This is a genomic window from Bremerella volcania, from assembly GCF_007748115.1.
GTDB classification, from domain to species: Bacteria; Planctomycetota; Planctomycetia; order Pirellulales; family Pirellulaceae; genus Bremerella; species Bremerella volcania.
Window position 1 is genome coordinate 6,128,851 of the sequence record NZ_CP036289.1, and the last position, 18,016, is coordinate 6,146,866.

Below are 18,016 nucleotides of genomic sequence, written 5' to 3' on the forward strand. Positions count from 1 at the left end.
TAATTCGTGGTTAAAACTCTTCTCTCGGTGGTCTCTGTGTCCTCTGCGGCTAATCTCTTCTCGTAAGAACTAGTCGAGGTGAACCTTGTCGACCGCTTCGGTCAATAGCCATACCAGCAGCCCCTTCTGGGCATGCATGCGGTTGCCGGCTTGTTCGACGATGCGGCTGGTTGGGCAATCCATCACTTCGTCCGTCACTTCCTGGCCTCGTTTGGCGGGCAGGCAGTGCAGGAAAATGGCGTCCTTCGCGGCGGCGTCCATCAACTTCTGATTGACCTGGAAGTCGGCGAAGTCTTTCTCCCGCTTGGCCTGTTCGGCCTCTTGCCCCATGCTGGCCCACACGTCGGTGTAAACGGCACAGGCACCTTCCACCGCGGCGATCGGATCGGAAGTCTGGTCGATCTTCGCGTCCGGGACAACCTTCAGGATGCGATCGATGAACTCTTGCTCAATCTCGTATCCCTTGGGATGGGCCAGCGTGAACTGCATGCTCATCTTCGCACAGGCCAGCGCCAGACTGCGGGAAACGTTATTGCCGTCGCCGACGAACGTCAGCTTCTGACCTTTCAGCGTGCCGAACTCTTCGTGAATGGTCATCAGGTCGGCCAGCGCCTGGCAGGGATGGCACAGGTCGGTCAGGCCGTTGATGATGACCGTATCGGCATACTTGGCCAGCGTTTCGACCTTGTCGTGCGACTTGGCTCGACAGACGATCACGTCCAGGTACTGGCCAATCACGCGGCTGAAATCTTGCGGAGCTTCTCGCTTCCCCCAGCCGACGTCTTCGCCCAGGAACAAGCTGCTGCCCCCCAGTTGAGCCATGCCGGCTTCAAAGCTGACGCGGGTACGCAGCGAAGGTTTCTCGAACAACAGCCCGGCCACTTTGCCCTGCAGGATAGGTTCACGGACGCCTGACTTCAAGCGTGTTTTCAGCTGGCGGCCCAACTCGAAGATTCGCTTTAGTTCGTCGTCGGAAACGTCAAAGAGGCTCAAGAAATGTCGCATGGAAACGATCTCGCGATGAAAAAACAGTGGCACCTACGTACCCAAAGAGAAAAGAGATTACTCAGCCGTAGCTGGCAAATTTTTTAATACTTCAGAAAGAATATCGCACCCGTGGTGAATTTCTTCCTCGGTGATGTTCATCGCCGGCAGCAGACGGATGACTCGTCCTTGCGTGCAGTTGATGAGAAGCTGCTTCTCGAGGCAGGCCTTCACGGCCGGGGCCCCGTCGACCGAAAGCTCCAGGCCGATCATCATGCCGACGATGCGAACTTCCCGAATCAGATCGCACTCTTGCTTGAGCGCGGTCAGCCGCTCGCGGAAGATCTCGCTGGCCTGCTTGGCCTTTTCCAAGAGGCCGTCCCGTTCGATCTGCTCAATCGCCGCGATCCCTGCCCGGGCTGCCAGCGGGTTACCGCCAAACGTGGCCGCGTGCATGCCCGGCTTCAAGCTGTCGGCAATCTCCGACGTCGTCATCAACGCGCCGCCGGCGACGCCCCCGCACAAGCTCTTGGCCAGGGTCATGATGTCAGGCTGAACGCCAAAGTGCTGGTAGCCGAACCACTCGCCGGTTCGCCCGCAACCGGTCTGAACTTCGTCGAAGATCAGCAGCAAGTTGTTTTCGTCGGCAATCTTTCGCAAACCTTCCAGGAAGCCTTCCGGCGGCAGCTTGACGCCCCCTTCGCCTTGGATCGGTTCAATCATTATCGCACACGTATGTTCGTCGACCAGGTCGCGGACCGCTTCCAGATCGCCGTGCGGAGCATAACTGAAACCGGCCATCATCGGGCCGATGTGCTGATGGTACTTCGGCTGCGCGGTGGCGGTCACCGCGCCGTAGGTCCGGCCGTGAAAGCCGCCCAGAAAGGTGATGATCTTGTACTTTTCGTGCGGCGTGTGCAGACGAGCCAGCTTGATGGCTGCTTCGTTCGCTTCGGCACCGCTGTTACAGAAGAACGCTTTGCCCCCGAAACTGCGATCGGAAAGCATCTTGGCCCACTGGCCTTGGACGTCCATGTGCCAGGTATTGGGCACATGAATCAGCTTGGCAACTTGATCCTGCACCGCGGCAACGACCATATCCGGGCAGTGACCCAACAGGTTGCAGCCCCAGCCGGGAAACAGGTCTAGGTACTCTTTCCCTTCGGCATCCCAGATTTTCGAGCCTTCGCCGCGAACCAGGTTCACCGGGTAGCGCACGTAGTTGGGCACCACGTACTTCTGAAAAAGTTCGACAGTGTCCGTCGAGCTTAACGGCTCGGTTCCGGCGGAAGCATCGGTCGTACTCATGACAGGTTCTCCAAGACCAGGTCCACTCATGGGAAAGCTAGTGGACAGCGGCCAGACTGAAAAAGTTCGGTGTGTTTTTCTCTCTCGGGTCCCCTCTCCCTTCCCGAGGGAGAGGGCTAGGGTGAGGGTTGGGCAGTTGGTACCCGCTTCGCCCCTCACCCTAACCCTCTCCCCAAAGGGGCGAGGGGACTAGTTGGTGAGCGGCGACGATAGTTGTTACAAAACGATTTCCGTTCCCACCCCAGTGTTCGTGTAAATTTCCAGCAGCAGCGAATGACGTAGACGGCCGTCGATGATATGGATCTTGCTCACGCCGCGGGCCAGCGTTTCCAGGCAGGCTTCAACTTTGGGAATCATGCCGGAAGCAATTTGCCCCGACTTGATCATCGCTTCGGCCTTCTCGCGGTTGAGCGAATGGACCAGCGTATCGGGATCGTCCTTATCGGTACGCACGCCATTCACGTCCGACAGGAAGACCAGCTTCTCGGCGCCCAGGGCTTCGGCCACGGCGTTGGCGGCCGTGTCGGCGTTGACGTTCAGCTTTTGTCCGGTCTTTTTATCGATGCACATGCTCGGGATGATCGGTACCTGGCCGGCGTAGCACAGGTTCTCGATCGTGGCCCGGTCGACTTCCGTCACGTTGCCGACATGCCCCAGGTCGATCTCTTCGCCGTTTTCGCCTGGCAAGGTCATGCGCTCGCCAAACAGCACGCACTGCGGATCGAGGTTCAGGCTCATTGCCCGGCCGCCGATGTCTTCGACTTCCTGGGTGATGTGGCTGCAGACTTGGCCAGCGAGAACTTCTTCGACGATTTTCAGCGTGGCATCGTCGGTGTAGCGGCGTCCTTGAATGAAGTTGGGCTCGATCTTCGCTTCGGCCATGGCTCGGCTGATGGCGGCCCCGCCTCCATGAATCACGACCGGACGCATGCCGACCGTTTCCATAAAGACGATGTCAATTAAGCAGTGCCGCAGCGCGTCGGGGTTCTCCATGACGCTTCCGCCCAACTTGATCACGGTGACTTTGTTGCGGAAGCGGCGGATCCATCCTAAGGCTTCAATCAGGACGTCCGCTTTTTCGATAGCGTCTCTCAAGGATGGTTCTCTGGAAAGTGGAGCAAGCTCCGAGGTTGTTCATGCTTCGAACGAAAGGCACCTGAGATAAACCGATCGGAAGTCCGGTTTCCCCTGTCAAGACACCCCGCGTCCGGGAAAACTCAACATTTTACGGTCGTTCAAATCCCCATGTCAACGCAAGACACCCCAGTTTCCCCCGCTATGGTACGGGCAAACCTGGGAGATCGCGTGAAGATAGGAAGAAGATAGAAGTCCGGGAACAATGGTGCAACCATCCAGTCCCCCTCGCCCCTGAGAGGCTGGACTAAGTTCTACCTTCTCGACTCCAACTCCAGATTCGCCTCGTCGGTGCCTCCTTCGGGCACTTCTATCACCAGTTGCGTATCATTGTTGTATCGCGAGGGAACACGTTCCTTCGTCAAACCAAGGATCTCGCCGTTGGGGCCTTCCTTGCCGACGACCGTACTGACCGAAACCCGGTGCTGGCCGACCAGCGCGCCGTCTTCATTGTTGAGGGAGCGCAGCGTGTAGCGGCCGTCGTCGTCGGTCCTGGCGTAGCTGCCGTAGCCAGCTTCGAGGTCACCTTCCTGAGCGATCGGTTCATAGCCGACGACCGCTCCAGAGAGCGGCTCGCCATCCAAGGTCACCCGGCCCGATACCGGGACGATCTTGTCCGAGCCGAAACAGCCCACGAGCAAACAGAGCGGGGCGAGAGCCACGATTCGCGCAACCATCATGCGAGGTTCTTCCCGGCGAAAAGAGAGACTAGGGCAACGAAGCGACTTCGTTTCGGCCGATTGTTGAGAGGGCCTCGAAGATCACGTTATCGATCGTCTGCGGAATGCTGGTCACCGAACCGTCGCACATCACGAAGTTCATCGTGCCAGCGGCGTGCAAAGCGCCCCATGCGCGATAACACTTCCAATGCTGGCTGCCGCCGGTCGCCGCGTAACAGGCATCCCAGTCGGGAATTCGCGTGTACGACTCAGGCTGAGCCGCCGCCAGGTTATGAAAGCTATGCGAACTGGCCCAAAACGTTTTGCAATCTGGCCGCGTCTTGGTGTGGTATTCGCCGACCAACAATGTGTTGGTCGAACCATCGGTGATCGTGGCGAAACGCTCGCAGTTGAGTCCGTTCACGCCTGACACGTGCAGCGGACCGATGGATTCTTTCTCGGAGGCGGTATAAGTACCGGCGTAAGGAGGATAGTCGAAATAGCCGTTGGCCCCGCGGAACCGTCGGCCGATGTTCCCCTTGTAAGAGCCAGGGGCGATGTCGAATGTGATGAGCTGGCTAGGCTGGGTGAGTACTTCGGAATTCACGTCCGACGGACAGAGCATGGCCGGCAAGATGGTCTGCAAAACATCCTGATTATCGGCATGCGAGTTGTGGACGCTCTGATTGTATTGCTCGAATAGCGCAGACTGCTCTAAAAACGGCAGAATGGAAACGGCCCAGTTCGTGAGACTTTTGTTGGCCGCGGTCGTCAAATCGAGATTGACGCTACCGGGCGGAAAGACCTGGTAGGTGTCGTGATAGTTGTGCATTGCCAAGCCGATCTGCTTGAGCTGGTTGCTGCACTGCATCCGGCGAGCGGCCTCGCGGGCTTGCTGCACGGCGGGAAGCAGCAGGGCAATCAAGACACCGATGATCGCAATGACGACGAGAAGCTCGACGAGCGTGAACCCACGCTGGGGCCGACCAGTAGACAAAACCATAGGGAGTTCCTTAGAAGAGATAATGAGGAACCAACTATCCGGATGGAACTACGCTCAGTCAGGCGTTTTGTCCCATTCATATGGGTGAATAGCCACACCCACCATAAAGTATTTCCCAAACTGAGGCAATTTTTATTCTCACATTCGGTGAGGATGCCGTGGCGACATTGCTCTAGGTTGAATGGGGAGCTGGGCGGTACGATACCAGGGTTGCGACTTTGACCAAGTAAGGGTGCTATCATGCGAACGATCGTTCTCACATTCCTGTTGCTATTGGCTTCGACTCAAGTAACGACTGCTCAACAAGTTAACTACATCGGCCCGGGCAACGTACGTCTGCCGGACGGTCTAGTGTCATACATGCGATACTTGCAGGCAGAGCAGCTTGAATCGCTGAAGCTGTTTACGACCTACCTGGAAAAGCGGGTGGAAGAGAAAGCCGTTCCCGAAGGCATTTTGCTGAACGCTCAAGCGATTTACACCGAAGCCCAGCTCCGCGCCACGGACGACCGTGCGGTGAAGCAAGAAAAACTGGATGAACTGGTCGAGATTGAAAACAAACGCATCAAGCTCGATTCCCAGACGCCCAATACCACCTGGTTCGGCGTCGATCGGGTGGCCATCGGGAAGATGATGAAAGCGGAATACGAGGCCTTTAGCAAGGAGGCCGCCCTCCCAGAGAAAACGTCCTCACGCAAACTAAGATGACCCACTACGCATCCTCCATTCCGGCCCCGCACGTCGATTTGATCGCAGAAGACGGTTGCAAGGTTCCCCTGGCTCATCTGTATGCGAAGCGTCCGTTACTGCTACAGTTCTCGCGGCACTTGGGCTGTGTCTTCTGCATCGATCACGCCAAGCAGTTGCTCAAGCACTACGAGACCTTCACGCGGCATAACCTGGACGTGGCCCTGGTCATCATGGGTGGGGCAGACGAGGCCAGGAAGTTCCGCGAAGCGCTCAAGCTGACTTTTCCGGTGTATGCCGACCCGGATCAAAGCGTGTACCAGGCCTTTGAAGTTCCTCGCGGCAACGTTTGGCAAGTTGCCGGGCCACAGCTATGGTGGGAAGGTCTCAAGGCCCTCACGCGGAGCGGTATCGGCCGACCACGAGGAGACTTGATGCAGCTGTCAGGCACCTATCTGATCGACACCAACGGTCAGATCGTGTGGGACTTCCGTCCCTCGTCGTCGGTCGAGTTTCCCAATATCGACGAGATTTTGGTGGCCGCCGATACGCTCACGCCGATCGCGGATGCTTAACACGCTAGCGGCGAACCCTTCACTGACCAGCGGCATCTTGTGCTTATAATGCACGTTTCCATCCTGCGCCCTTTCGTACGGTGTACGCTTCATGTCGATGACGCAGATCGAAGAGACCGCCCCGCGCACGTCGATGACGTCGAAGGGGGATCTGCGCGCCGTGATGACGATCGCCACACCGGCGCTGGCCGAGCAGTTCCTGGAATTTTGCGTCGGCACGACCGATACCTACCTGGCCGGTAACTGCCTATCCGCCGAGAACTCGGTACCCGCGGTGGCTGCCGTCGGTTTGATGGCTTACAGCTGCTGGATGATTTTCGTCATCTGTGCGTCGATCGGTATCGGCGCGACCGCGGTCGTGGCCCGAAACATCGGGGCTGGCAATTGGCAGGACGCCGAACTTGCCACCGAGCAGGCCATTTCGTTGGGCATGATTTTGAGCCTTGTCACGACCGTTCTGTTTTGGTTTCTGGCCGATGATTATGTCGCCGCGATGCAGCTCGAAGGGCAGGCCTACGACATGGCCCTTACGTACCTTCGTATCCTCATCCCGGCGATCCCCGGCTTCATGATGATCGCGATCACGACGGCTTGCCTGCACGGAGCAGGCGATACGGTGACCGGCCTGATCGTGATGACGATCGTCAACGTATTGAACATCGCGATCAGCGCCGCTTTGGCAATTGGCGTGGGGCCGATTCCCAAGCTTGGCTGGAGTGGCATCGCAATCGGAACCGCGGTCAGTCATGCAATTGGCGGACTGCTTCTGCTGGCGATTCTGTTTCAAGGAAGAGCGCACCTGAAAGTGCAATGGCGCGGCATGTGGCCGAACGTCGAAAGGATGCGACGCCTACTGCGTGTGGGACTACCAGGCGGATTGAACGATGCGATCGTGCTGTCATCCCACCTGTGGTACCTGGGCATCATCAACAGCCTGGGCACGACACAAGCCGCCGCGCATGGACTGGCGATTCGCTTGGAGTCTCCTGGGTTTCTGGCAGCCTGGGCGTTTGCCGTATCGGCTTCGTCCCTGACCGGTCAGCACCTGGGGGCCAACAATCCACGTCGAGCGACCCGGGCAACGCTCGTGTCGCTATCGATCTGCTTCGCGTTGCTCTCGGCGTACTCGCTGACGATCATGCTCGGAGGGGACTTCGTGGCCAACCTGTTTCTCGGCTTTCCTGAATCAGGGACCACCGCGTTTTCGACTAGCGAAGCCGTGCTGAAGATCCTATGGATCATGGCGGCCTGCTTGCCGTTTTACGCCGTGTTCAGTGTGATCAGCGGCTCGCTACGCGGGGCCGGCGATACCACGTGGCCGCTTTTGATCACGTTCGTCGGCTTCCTGCTGATCCGCATGCCGTTTACTTACTGGCTGGCATGGGAAACGATCGAGATCCCACTGACCGGCATCGCACTAAGCGGTGTCGGCTGGGGCCTGACCGGAGCGTGGATAGCCATGCTACTGGATAACGTTGCCCGCATGATTCTCATCCTGCTACGTTATTGGCACGGGGCGTGGACGCGGATTGAGGTTTAGCGCTGCACGGCGTCATCAACCGACGCTTCTTCATCCGCGTTTTGCTGCATGCGTTTCCGATGGATCTCGGCCATTGCTTCGGCGGCACCAGGGACGTACTGGATGATCGAGTCGAACGCATCGCGCGGCAGGCTGACCAGGTCGGTCGACTCGACGGCCCTCACGGTCGCGCTGCGGGCTTTATGCGAGAGGAGAGCCATTTCGCCGATCACATCTCCTTCGCCGGTGGTATTGACGACGCGCCCGTCGACTTCGATCTCGAGCTTTCCCTTGGCCACAAAGTACAATCGGTCGCCGAAGTCTCCCTGGTGAAAGAGGGTCTGCCCGGCGGCCAGATGTTCGCGGCGAACTTGTTGTTCGTCGTGGACGTTCAGCTGCGTGATGTCGCGGGGGAGGAAAAAGTCTTTCAGCCAGTCCAAAAACACACGAATCTTGCGATCCAAACCAGGCATCTTGCCGACATAGATGGCCCGCCACATGACCCAGGCGATGAAGCCAGAAAACGTGAAGCCCAACACTTCCGCGACCGCACAGCGAGCGCCCAGCGAGGCCAGCTTGCCGAGACCGGCGAACTTGAATCGCTTTCGTGGCTTGGCCTGCAGCGTGGCCAGGATGTTCTCGGCACAGATCACGGCCTGACGCACGGCATACTGGGCGGTGGGCGGGCTGAAGTAGCCTTCGCCACTGGGAACGGCCGCACAGTCCCCCAAACTCCACACGCCTGGATGACTGGTCGATTCCATTTCATCGCTGACCAGAATACGCCCACGCTCGCGTTCCAGCGGTGTATCAAGGATCACCTGGTGCGGTTCGGTCGGCACGGTGGCGACGACTGTACGCGTGGGGATCGTGACTTGCTCGTTGTTCTCTTTGCACAAAATGATCGCGCGATCGGCCGAGACTTCGTGCAGACGATGCTCCAACACGATATTGATCCCGCGCCGACGCAGTAGCTTATCGGCATAGGTAGCGAGGCTTTCTTTCATCTCCGGCAGAATGCGATCGGCACTTTGAACCAAGACCATCCGCAAGTCGTTTCGCGTGATCCGAGGAAACGAACGGACCGCCTTCTTGAGGAAGTCGTCCATTTCGGCGATGCACTCGACGCCCGAGAATCCACCCCCGGCGACCACGAACGTGAGCAGGCGTTCGCGTTCTTCGGCGTCCTCGCAAACGCTCGCTTCTTCCAGCATCTGCACGATATGGTTCCGCAGCCGCAGTGCGTCTCCCAGGTACTTAAATGGGATCGCATGCTCATACATGCCAGGCACCATGTTGTGGGCCAACTGATTCCCCAGCGCGATAACCAAGTGATCGTACTTGAGTACTTCGGACCGTGGCACGCGGCCGGGAGAAAGCTGCACGGTCATGTTGTCGACGTCGATCTTTTCGATCTGACGCGTGTACAGGACCACGCCTGGGGCGGTACGGCGAATGGGGCTGATGACGTGCAACTGCTCGACCGCCCCTGAAACCACTTCGGGCAGAAGCGGCTGAAAGGTGATATAGTTCTCTTCGCTGACGAGAATCACTTCGACGTCCAGGTTCGCCTTGTGAAAGCGTTTCGAGCGCCGAAGCAGTTCGCTCGCCGTATACACGCCGCCGAAGCCGCCACCGAGAATGATGATCCGTTTCTTTTCCATCGAGTCTTCCGCTGCCTGTGAAGAACTGCCGGGAGTGCAATCCGCCTTCGGTCGCCTATTGTAACCAGTTTATTCGTCACAATCGATTCGCGGCGCTTGCACCTGAAGAAAGCCCTTTTTACAGTAAAAATGAGCGACTGGCGCGGCATCCTTTTGTTAATCCAACAACAAGATTCCGCTTCCGATCTTTCGCCACAACCACCACTTATCTGAGAAAGAACCCGGCGCCGCCGCTGGCACTGGGAAATCGCCTAATGAAGATTCGCCTGCTCATGCCGTCAGTCGATCATCAAAGTCGGCTGCAATTCGCGGTCTCGGTCTTGATTGACGAGCACATCGCAATCGATACCGGCGGGCTCCCTTACCTGGGCTGCATTGACGCTCAGCGTGCCGTCGACCACGTGCTGCTCACCCATTCGCACATCGATCATATTGGCGGGCTGCCCCTGTTTCTCGATAACATCTATGCGCCTTCGCTTGAGTGCCCGGCGGTGTATGCAGGCGAGGCGACGTGGAACTGTCTGGAAGACCATGTCTTCAACGACCAGGTCTGGCCAGACCTCCAGCGTATTGCCGGTACCGAATTCCCTTTCTACCGGAAGCAGATCCTCGACCCGCACCGCCCGGTCAAGATTGCCGATTACCAGGTCACGCCGATTCCACTGGAGCACATCGTTCCGACGCTTGGGTACGTGTTCGAATCGGAAAACGGCACCGCGCTGTTTGCCTGGGATACGGCTCCGTTTTTGGAGTTCGACAAGATCGTTCAGTCGATTCCGAACTTGAAGATCATTTTCCTCGACGCCAGCTTCCCCAACCAAATGCAGTGGCTGGCCGAAAAGAGTTTGCATACGACGCCAGGGCAATTCAAACGACAGATCGAACACGTCGCCCCCGACGTACGCATCGTCGCCGTGCATCTGAAGCCAGGCTTCCACGATCAGGTTTCTGAAGAACTAAAGGCGTTGGGCATGCCCAATGTGGAAGTTGCCTGCCATGATGCGGTGTACGAGATTTAGCCGTTCGCAACGAGTGGCAGCTACGCGTACAACTCCGCCAATCGATCGTGGTACGGCCCGTCTCCCATCAAGTCTAAGCTCTTCGCTAATCGCTTTTGATCCGACTTGCGTGGCAGGTTTTCGAGTGCGGTGAGGACCTTCTCGACCTTCTCGGTATCTAGGCTCGAGGTCAGCGGCAGACCCAGGCCCATGATGAACTTGGCGCGCTGCAAGTCGGCGAACTTCGTGGGATCGTCCTGCATGGCTTCGAAGAGCGCGGTGACCGCCTTCTGAGCCAGGGCCAGTTCGTCCCAGTCGTGCTCTTTGGCCGCTTCCAACATGTACAAGTATTGATAGACGGCGAACGACATCGGCCCCGACGTCACCCCGACGCGCTGCTTGTTCTCGATGTTCGAGCGCGGGCCTTCGCTGAGTGCCTGAGCCAAATGGGGGTCCCATCCCTGGACGATCTTCAGTTTCGACAGTCGTGGGCTGAGGAGGTACTCGCGCGTGCTCGCCAAGTAATCGGCCTCGGTGATCTTGGCCGCGACGATCTTATCGCCACCCGGCAGATCGAGTAGCTTTTCGGTCGCGGATGCCGGCAGGGGAACGCCACTCACGTCGGGAATAGAGTAAACGCCTACGGCCATGCCGGCCTCGGCGATCATCTCGACCAGCGGACGCATGTTCTCGACAATCTGCGTGTCGGTGGCATGGGCAGGCAAGTTCGTGCCGGGACGAATGAAGACCACCGGATAGGCATGTTCCCGTAAAATTGCCACCAGCTTGTGGTTGGCCTCTTCGCCATCTTCGGGGCGGAGCAGGGCCATGCGCACCAGCGATCGAGCGTTGGCCTGGGCTGCGACCTCGAACCAACGCTCCAGTTCTTCGACCGTCCGCAAGTGACCGTGCCCAGTGGAAGCGGCGAGCAATACGGCTTCGGCGCCCGCGCCGGCAAGCTTCTCGAGATAGCTCACCAGTCGCTTCTCATCGAGCTTTCGCCGCGGCAAATCACCACAGGTCGGATCGAAGCAGGCCACCGTGGCAGCGGGATAGTTGTCGATGGGACTCGCAAAAATCTTCTGGGCAAGATCATTCATGGGGGCACACTCGGGCAATAAAAAAGGGTGAGTCGATTTTGGCGACTCACCCTAGCTTAGAGCATATGAGGTGAAATGAAACACCTTGCTTGTTTTGGTCAGGCGAAGGAGCCCCTCACCCTAGCCCTCTCCCCTCAGGGGCGAGGGGACTAATTCTCGTTTCTCTGATGAGAAACTTGTTGCCTGCTTACGGCAATGAGCTGACCCCCATCAGGTACTTGTCGCACTCGCGTGCGGCGGCTCGGCCTTCGTTGATGGCCCAGACGACCAGGCTCTGTCCGCGGCGGCAGTCGCCAGCGGCGAAGACGCCGTCGATGGACGTGGCGAAGCGGCCGTATTCGGCTTTGAAGTTGGATCGTTGATCCGTTTCCATGCCAAGCTTTTCGACCAGGGTCGCTTCCGGACCGAGGAAGCCCATGGCCAGCAGAACGAGGTCGGCCTTGAACACCTTCTCGCTGCCGGGGACTTCGGCCATGTTCCAGCGGCCGCTGTCATCTTTGGTCCACTGGACGGTCACCGTCTTGATGCCAGCCACGTTGCCGTTGCCGTCGTCGATGAATTCCTTCGACAGGATGCAGAACTCGCGCGGATCGTTGCCGAACTTGGCTTCCGCTTCCTGGTGACCGTAGTCGACGCGGAAGATCCGAGCCCATTGCGGCCACGGGTTATCCGGGGCACGATCGGCCGGCGGCTTGGGCAGCAGTTCGAAGTTGACCATGCTGGTGCAGCCGTGACGGATCGAGGTACCGATGCAGTCGGTGCCGGTATCACCACCACCGATGACGATGACGTTCTTGCCTTCGGCGGAAATGTAGTTGCCGTCTTCGAGGTTGGAATCCATCAGGCTCTTGGTGTTGGCCCTCAGGAATTCCATGGCGAAGTGAACGCCGTTGAGTTCGCGGCCGGGGATGGGCAGATCACGCGGCTTGGTGGCACCGACGGCCAGAATGATCGCGTCATTCTTTTCTTTCAGCTCGGCGACGTCGATGTTCTGACCGACGTGGGCATTGGTGACGAACTTGACACCTGCGGCTTCCATCAGATCGACGCGACGCTGGACGGTGTGCTTGTCGAGCTTCATGTTCGGAATGCCGTACATCAGCAGACCGCCGATGCGGTCGTCTCGCTCGTACACGGTCACGTTGTGGCCGGCCTTGTTCAACTGTTCGGCCGCGGCCAAACCAGCCGGACCGGAACCAATCACGGCGACCTTCTTACCGGTGCGGTGCTCAGGCACCATCGCGGTGACCCAACCTTCTTCGAAGCCCCGATCGATGATCGAACATTCGATGTTCTTGATCGCGACCGGCGGGTTGGTGATGCCAAGCACGCAAGCGTTTTCGCAAGGAGCCGGACAAACGCGACCGGTGAACTCGGGGAAGTTGTTCGTCTTGTGCAGACGATCGAGTGCTTCCCGCCAACGGCCTTTGTAGACCAGGTCGTTCCACTCGGGAATCAGGTTGTCGACGGGGCATCCGGTCGTGCTTTGGCAGAACGGAACGCCGCAGTCCATGCACCGAGCGCCCTGCGTTTGCAGATGGCTGTCGGTGACTTCGATTTGAAACTCGTTGTAGTCGTTGATACGAACCAGCGGATCACGATAGGGAATGGTGTTCCGCTGAAATTCCATAAACCCGGTAGGCTTACCCATTGCTTTCGGCTCCGCTTAGTTGAACGTCTTCTTCTTCATCGTGTTGCATGCGTTCGTTGAGGACACGCTTGTAATCAATGGGCATGACCTTGACGAACTGAGTCATCGCATTGTCCCAGTCGGCGAGAATCTTCTCGGCCACTGGCGACTGCGTGTACTTGGCATGCATTTGGATCAGGCCTTTTACCTCCACGATGTCGCTGGGGTTGTCCAACCGCTCTAGCTCGACCATTCCCAGATTGCAATTCTGCAGGAAGTTGCCTTCGTAATCCCAAATGTAGGCGACACCGCCACTCATACCGGCTGCGAAGTTGCGGCCAGTCGAGCCCAGGACGACCACGCGGCCCCCGGTCATGTATTCACATCCGTGATCTCCGACTCCTTCGACAACAGTGTGCGCACCGCTGTTCCGGACACAGAATCGTTCGGCCGCCCTACCTCGGAAGAAGGCCTGACCCCGCGTCGCCCCGTACAGGCAGACGTTACCCACCAGCATGTTCTCTTCCGCCTTGAAGGAACTGCTTTTGGGTGGATAGATGATGACGCGACCGCCTGAGAGGCCTTTGCCGACGTAGTCGTTCGCGTCCCCTTCCAGTTCCAGGGTGACCCCGGCAGCCAAGAAGGCACCAATACTTTGACCGGCCGAACCATGCAGCTTGACGTGAATGGTTTCGTCAGGCAGGCCGTTTTCACCGTAACGCTTGGCAATCTCATGGCTGAGCGTGGTGCCGACGGTACGGTTGATATTGATGATCGGCGTTTCGATCCGAACCTTTTCTTTCTTCTCGAGAGCCGGCTGCGACCTCTCGATCAGCATGTTGTCCAGAGCCAATTCCAAACGGTGATCCTGCTTCATCACGTTGTATTGTGGTGAATTGGGATTCTTGTTTTCCGCTGGCTTCAACAGTGGAGTCAGGTCCAGACCGTCGGCTTTCCAGTGCTGGATCGCCTTGTTCGATTCAAGCAGGTCGACGCGGCCGATCAGTTCGTCCATCGTCTTGACGCCCAGCTTGGCCATCAGTTCACGAGCTTCTTCGGCCACCATGAACAGGTAATTCACGACGTGTTCCGGTTCGCCCTTGAACTTCTTGCGAAGCTCCGGATCTTGGGTGGCGATCCCGACCGGGCACGTATTGAGGTGACACTTCCGCATCATGATGCAGCCCAGCGTGATCAGCGGCGCGGTCGAGAAGCCCATTTCTTCGGCTCCCAGGATCGCGGCGATCACGACGTCGCGACCGGTCTTCAAACCACCGTCGGTTTGTAGAACCACGCGGCTACGCAGGTCGTTCATAACCAGGGTCTGGTGCGTTTCAGCAATCCCCAGTTCCCAAGGCAGACCGGCGTGCTTGATGCTCGTCAGCGGCGAAGCCCCGGTACCGCCGTTGTCGCCGGCGATCAGGATGTGATCGGCCTTGGCTTTGGCCACGCCGGCGGCGATGGTACCGACACCGATTTCGGAGACCAGCTTCACGCTGATGCGAGCTGCCGGATTCGCGTTCTTCAGATCGTGAATCAGCTGCGAAAGGTCTTCGATCGAGTAAATATCGTGGTGCGGCGGAGGACTGATCAGACCGACGCCAGGGGTCGAGTAACGCAGGCGAGCGATGTACTCGTCCACCTTCTTACCTGGCAGTTCGCCACCTTCGCCCGGCTTGGCACCTTGCGAGATCTTGATCTGAATTTCGTCCGCGTTGGTCAGGTAGTTGATCGTCACACCAAAGCGGCCGGATGCGACCTGCTTGATGGCCGAACGCTTCGAGTCGCCGTTGGCCAATGGCTGGAAGCGAAGCGAATCTTCGCCCCCTTCGCCGGTGTTGCTCTTACCGCCGATGCGATTCATGGCGATGGCCAGCGATTCGTGGGCTTCGCCCGAAATTGAGCCGTAACTCATCGCGCCGGTGCAGAAGCGTTTGACGATCTCGCTGGCGGGCATCACCTCGTCGATTGGAATCGACTTGGTGTCTTCCTTGAAGGTTAGCAGGCCACGCAGCATGCAGCGGTTGCGGGAATCCTCATTCACCAACTTCGCGAACTGGTTGTAGGCATCGCGGCTGTTGGTGCGGGCAGCGACCTGAATGTTGGCGATCGCGTCGGGGCTCCAAGCATGACGCTCCCCTTCGGCCCGCCAGTGGAATTCACCTGGGTTGGGTAACACGGGCAAACGGCCGTCTTCGCGAACGGGATATCCCAATTCGTGACGACGCAGTTGTTCTTCGGCGAGAACCTTGAAGTTCACGCCCTGAACGCGGCTGGAAGTTCCAGCGAAGCAGCGCTTGATCACTTCGTCTTGCAGACCGAGGGCCTCGAAGATCTGAGCACCCTTGTAAGACTGAAGCGTACTGATCCCCATCTTACCCATCACCTTGAGGAGCCCCTTGGCAACGCCCTTCCGGTACGCGGCCACGAGGGAATCGTCGTCGGGGTAGTCTTCGGCCTTCACCAGGCCATCGACGCGAGCTTGCCACAGGGCCTCGAAGGCAAGATAAGGATTGATCGCGTCGGCACCGTAACCCACCAGCAGGCAGTGGTGATGCACTTCGCGAGCTTCGCCTGTTTCCAGAATGATGCCAATCTGAGTTCGCTTGGCGACTCCGACCAGGTGATGGTGGACGGCACCGGTCACCAGCAGCATGCTTACCGGAACGCGTTCGGCACTGATCTTACGATCGCTCAGCACAATATTGCTGTAACCTTCGTCGATCGCCGATTCGGCCTCGGCACAAATGCGATCCAACGCTTTGACCAGGCCGTCGTGACCTTCGCTGCGAGCGAACGTCACGTCGATGACCTTCGTCTTCCAGCCACGGTGATCCATGTGCGAGAAGGCAGCCAACTCTTCATTGGTCAGAATCGGATGCGAAACGAGCAAGCGGTGAGCGTGCTCGGGCGTCGTTTCCAGCAGGTTGCTTTCAGGACCGATGTAGCACTCCAGCGACATGACGACTTCTTCACGAATCGAGTCGATCGCCGGGTTGGTGACCTGGGCGAACAACTGCTTGAAGTAGTCGTAAAGCATGCGCGGCTTGTCGCTGAGACACGCCAGGGCCGAGTCGTTACCCATCGAACCGATCGGGTCACGCTTTTGCTCGATCAGCGGCAGCAGCATGAAGTTGAGCGTTTCGGTGGTGAAACCGAAGGCCTGCATGCGCGCCAAGAGGGTCTCGGGATCGAAGCCGTGCGGCTCTTTGTTGGGGCTCAGCTCGGCCAGTTCGATGCGTTGTTCGCGAAGCCACTTGGCGTAAGGACGTTCGCGGGCGAAACTGGTCTTTAGTTCTTCGTCCGGAATCATGCGACCTTGTTCGAAGTCGATCAGGAACATGCGTCCGGGCTGGAGGCGTCCCTTTTCGATCACGATGCTCGGATCGACGGGAATGACCCCCACTTCGCTGGCCATGATCACGCGGTCGTCGGAGGTCACGTAGTAGCGGCTCGGACGCAGACCATTTCGGTCGAGCACCGCGCCGATGTAATGACCGTCGGTAAACGCGATCGAGGCAGGACCGTCCCACGGCTCCATCAAGCTGGAGTGATATTCGTAGAATGCCCGCTTGTCCTCGGCCATCGTTTCGTGCTTTTGCCAGGCTTCCGGCACCATCATCATGACGGCTTCCTGCAGCGTACGACCGCCCATCAGCAGGAATTCGAGAACGTTATCGAACGTACCGGAGTCGGAGCATTCGGGCTCGACGATCGGGAAGAGCTTGGTCAGTTCATCGCCGAATAGTTCGCTCTTGGCTTGGCCTTCGCGGGCCTTCATCCAGTTGGCGTTGCCGCGAACCGTATTGATTTCGCCATTGTGCGACATGAAGCGATTCGGCTGAGCACGGTCCCACGAGGGGAACGTGTTGGTGCTGAAACGCGAGTGAACCATCGCCAGATGCGTGGTGTAGTCTTCGCATTGCAGGTCGCGATAAAACGGCACCAACTGAGCCGGCGTCAGCATCCCTTTGTAGATGATGACCTTCGTCGACAGACTGCCGATGTAAAACAGCGTGCGCTGGACGAGATTGAGATCGCCGCGAAGCATGTGGCTGGCACGCTTGCGGATCATGTACAGTTGGCGTTCGAAGGCATCCCCTTCGAGATCACCGCCGGCCGAGACGATCAGCATCTCGATCTCGGGCATGCAAGCCAAAGCGGTCGGACCGATGTCGGCGCCTTCCGGATTGGTAGGCACTTTTCGCCAGCCGACCAGGACCTGACCATGTTCTTCGATCAGGTTTTCAACCGTCTTCTTGCAGTGCTCGCGCGACTTGGCATCACGCGGCAGAAAGACGATACCCGCGGCAAACTTGCCCGGTTCAGGCAGTTCTTTCCCGAGATCTTCCTTGGCAACACGAGCCAAAAACTCCAGCGGCAACGCCGTCAACATACCGGCACCGTCGCCGGTGTTGGCTTCACAGCCGCAACCGCCACGGTGGTCCATGTTGATGTTCATCGCCTCGGCATCGAGTACCAACTGGTGGGTTCGCTTGCCCTTGATATGGGCTACGAAACCAACGCCGCAGTTTTCCCTCTCCATTGCCGGATCATACAAACCTTCCTTACCGGGACGCTCGGTCCGATAAGTTCGCGAGGTCGATTGGTTTGGCTGGATCATGGTTCTACCTTCTTCTAGCTAAAACTTCGGGCCGCACGCCCGGATGTCTTCAGTGGGGTGTTGGATCTAGTCGGTAGACAAGATCTCCGCAGGCTTATTCCCCGGGAGACTTTGTCTTCGAGCGGGGAACG

13 protein-coding genes are annotated in these 18,016 nt (G+C 58.2%); 4 read left to right on the forward strand and 9 right to left on the reverse strand.

What is annotated here, in order from left to right:
- Window positions 1-69: 69 nt before the first annotated feature.
- From argF to Pan97_RS24535, 5 genes are all read right to left on the reverse strand, one after another.
- A complete protein-coding gene (gene argF, locus Pan97_RS24515; RefSeq protein WP_144977393.1) occupies window positions 70-1,005 on the reverse strand; it encodes an ornithine carbamoyltransferase in 936 nt (311 codons plus the stop codon).
- Window positions 1,006-1,062: 57 nt separating this feature from the next.
- Window positions 1,063-2,292, reverse strand: a complete 1,230-nt coding sequence (locus tag Pan97_RS24520) for an aspartate aminotransferase family protein (RefSeq protein ID WP_144977396.1) — start codon at window positions 2,290-2,292, stop codon at window positions 1,063-1,065.
- A 216-nt stretch (window positions 2,293-2,508) separates the two neighbouring features.
- Window positions 2,509-3,387 carry an acetylglutamate kinase gene (argB, locus tag Pan97_RS24525; protein ID WP_144977399.1) on the reverse strand — a complete coding sequence of 293 codons (879 nt, stop codon included), beginning with the start codon at window positions 3,385-3,387 and terminating at the stop codon, window positions 2,509-2,511.
- Window positions 3,388-3,680: 293 nt separating this feature from the next.
- On the reverse strand, window positions 3,681-4,106 hold the full coding sequence (locus Pan97_RS24530) for a transthyretin-like family protein (protein WP_144977402.1): 426 nt from the start codon (window positions 4,104-4,106) through the stop codon (window positions 3,681-3,683).
- A 28-nt stretch (window positions 4,107-4,134) separates the two neighbouring features.
- The gene (locus Pan97_RS24535; protein WP_144977404.1) at window positions 4,135-5,088 is read right to left on the reverse strand and encodes a DUF1559 domain-containing protein; all 954 of its coding nucleotides are present in this window, start codon (window positions 5,086-5,088) and stop codon (window positions 4,135-4,137) included.
- Between the two features lie 240 nt (window positions 5,089-5,328).
- Here Pan97_RS24535 and Pan97_RS24540 point away from each other — a divergent pair, with 240 nt between their 5' ends.
- From Pan97_RS24540 to Pan97_RS24550, 3 genes are all read left to right on the forward strand, one after another.
- Window positions 5,329-5,796: a hypothetical protein gene (locus Pan97_RS24540; protein WP_144977407.1), complete on the forward strand. Its 468-nt coding sequence runs from the start codon at window positions 5,329-5,331 to the stop codon at window positions 5,794-5,796.
- A complete protein-coding gene (locus tag Pan97_RS24545; RefSeq protein ID WP_144977410.1) occupies window positions 5,793-6,350 on the forward strand; it encodes a peroxiredoxin-like family protein in 558 nt (185 codons plus the stop codon). The genes Pan97_RS24540 and Pan97_RS24545 overlap by 4 nt, the downstream gene beginning before the upstream one ends.
- A gap of 91 nt (window positions 6,351-6,441) precedes the next feature.
- Window positions 6,442-7,890, forward strand: coding sequence for an MATE family efflux transporter (locus tag Pan97_RS24550; protein ID WP_144977414.1), 1,449 nt, complete (start codon window positions 6,442-6,444; stop codon window positions 7,888-7,890).
- Here the strand turns inward: Pan97_RS24550 and Pan97_RS24555 are convergent.
- Entirely contained in the window at window positions 7,887-9,533 is a 1,647-nt protein-coding gene (locus tag Pan97_RS24555; protein WP_144977417.1) for an FAD-dependent oxidoreductase, read from the reverse strand. The two genes, Pan97_RS24550 and Pan97_RS24555, sit on opposite strands and share 4 nt — an antisense overlap.
- 254 nt (window positions 9,534-9,787) lie before the next feature.
- Here Pan97_RS24555 and Pan97_RS24560 point away from each other — a divergent pair, with 254 nt between their 5' ends.
- Window positions 9,788-10,552 carry an MBL fold metallo-hydrolase gene (locus Pan97_RS24560; RefSeq protein WP_144977420.1) on the forward strand — a complete coding sequence of 255 codons (765 nt, stop codon included), beginning with the start codon at window positions 9,788-9,790 and terminating at the stop codon, window positions 10,550-10,552.
- A gap of 20 nt (window positions 10,553-10,572) precedes the next feature.
- Here the strand turns inward: Pan97_RS24560 and Pan97_RS24565 are convergent, their stop codons facing one another.
- The 3 genes from Pan97_RS24565 to gltB form a co-directional block, all read right to left on the reverse strand.
- A complete protein-coding gene (locus Pan97_RS24565) occupies window positions 10,573-11,631 on the reverse strand; it encodes a dihydrodipicolinate synthase family protein (protein WP_144977423.1) in 1,059 nt (352 codons plus the stop codon).
- A gap of 187 nt (window positions 11,632-11,818) precedes the next feature.
- The gene (locus Pan97_RS24570; RefSeq protein ID WP_144977425.1) at window positions 11,819-13,282 is read right to left on the reverse strand and encodes a glutamate synthase subunit beta; all 1,464 of its coding nucleotides are present in this window, start codon (window positions 13,280-13,282) and stop codon (window positions 11,819-11,821) included.
- Entirely contained in the window at window positions 13,275-17,885 is a 4,611-nt protein-coding gene (gltB, locus tag Pan97_RS24575) for a glutamate synthase large subunit (RefSeq protein ID WP_144977427.1), read from the reverse strand. Before gltB ends, Pan97_RS24570 begins: the two co-directional genes overlap by 8 nt.
- Between the last annotated feature and the right edge of the window lie 131 nt (window positions 17,886-18,016).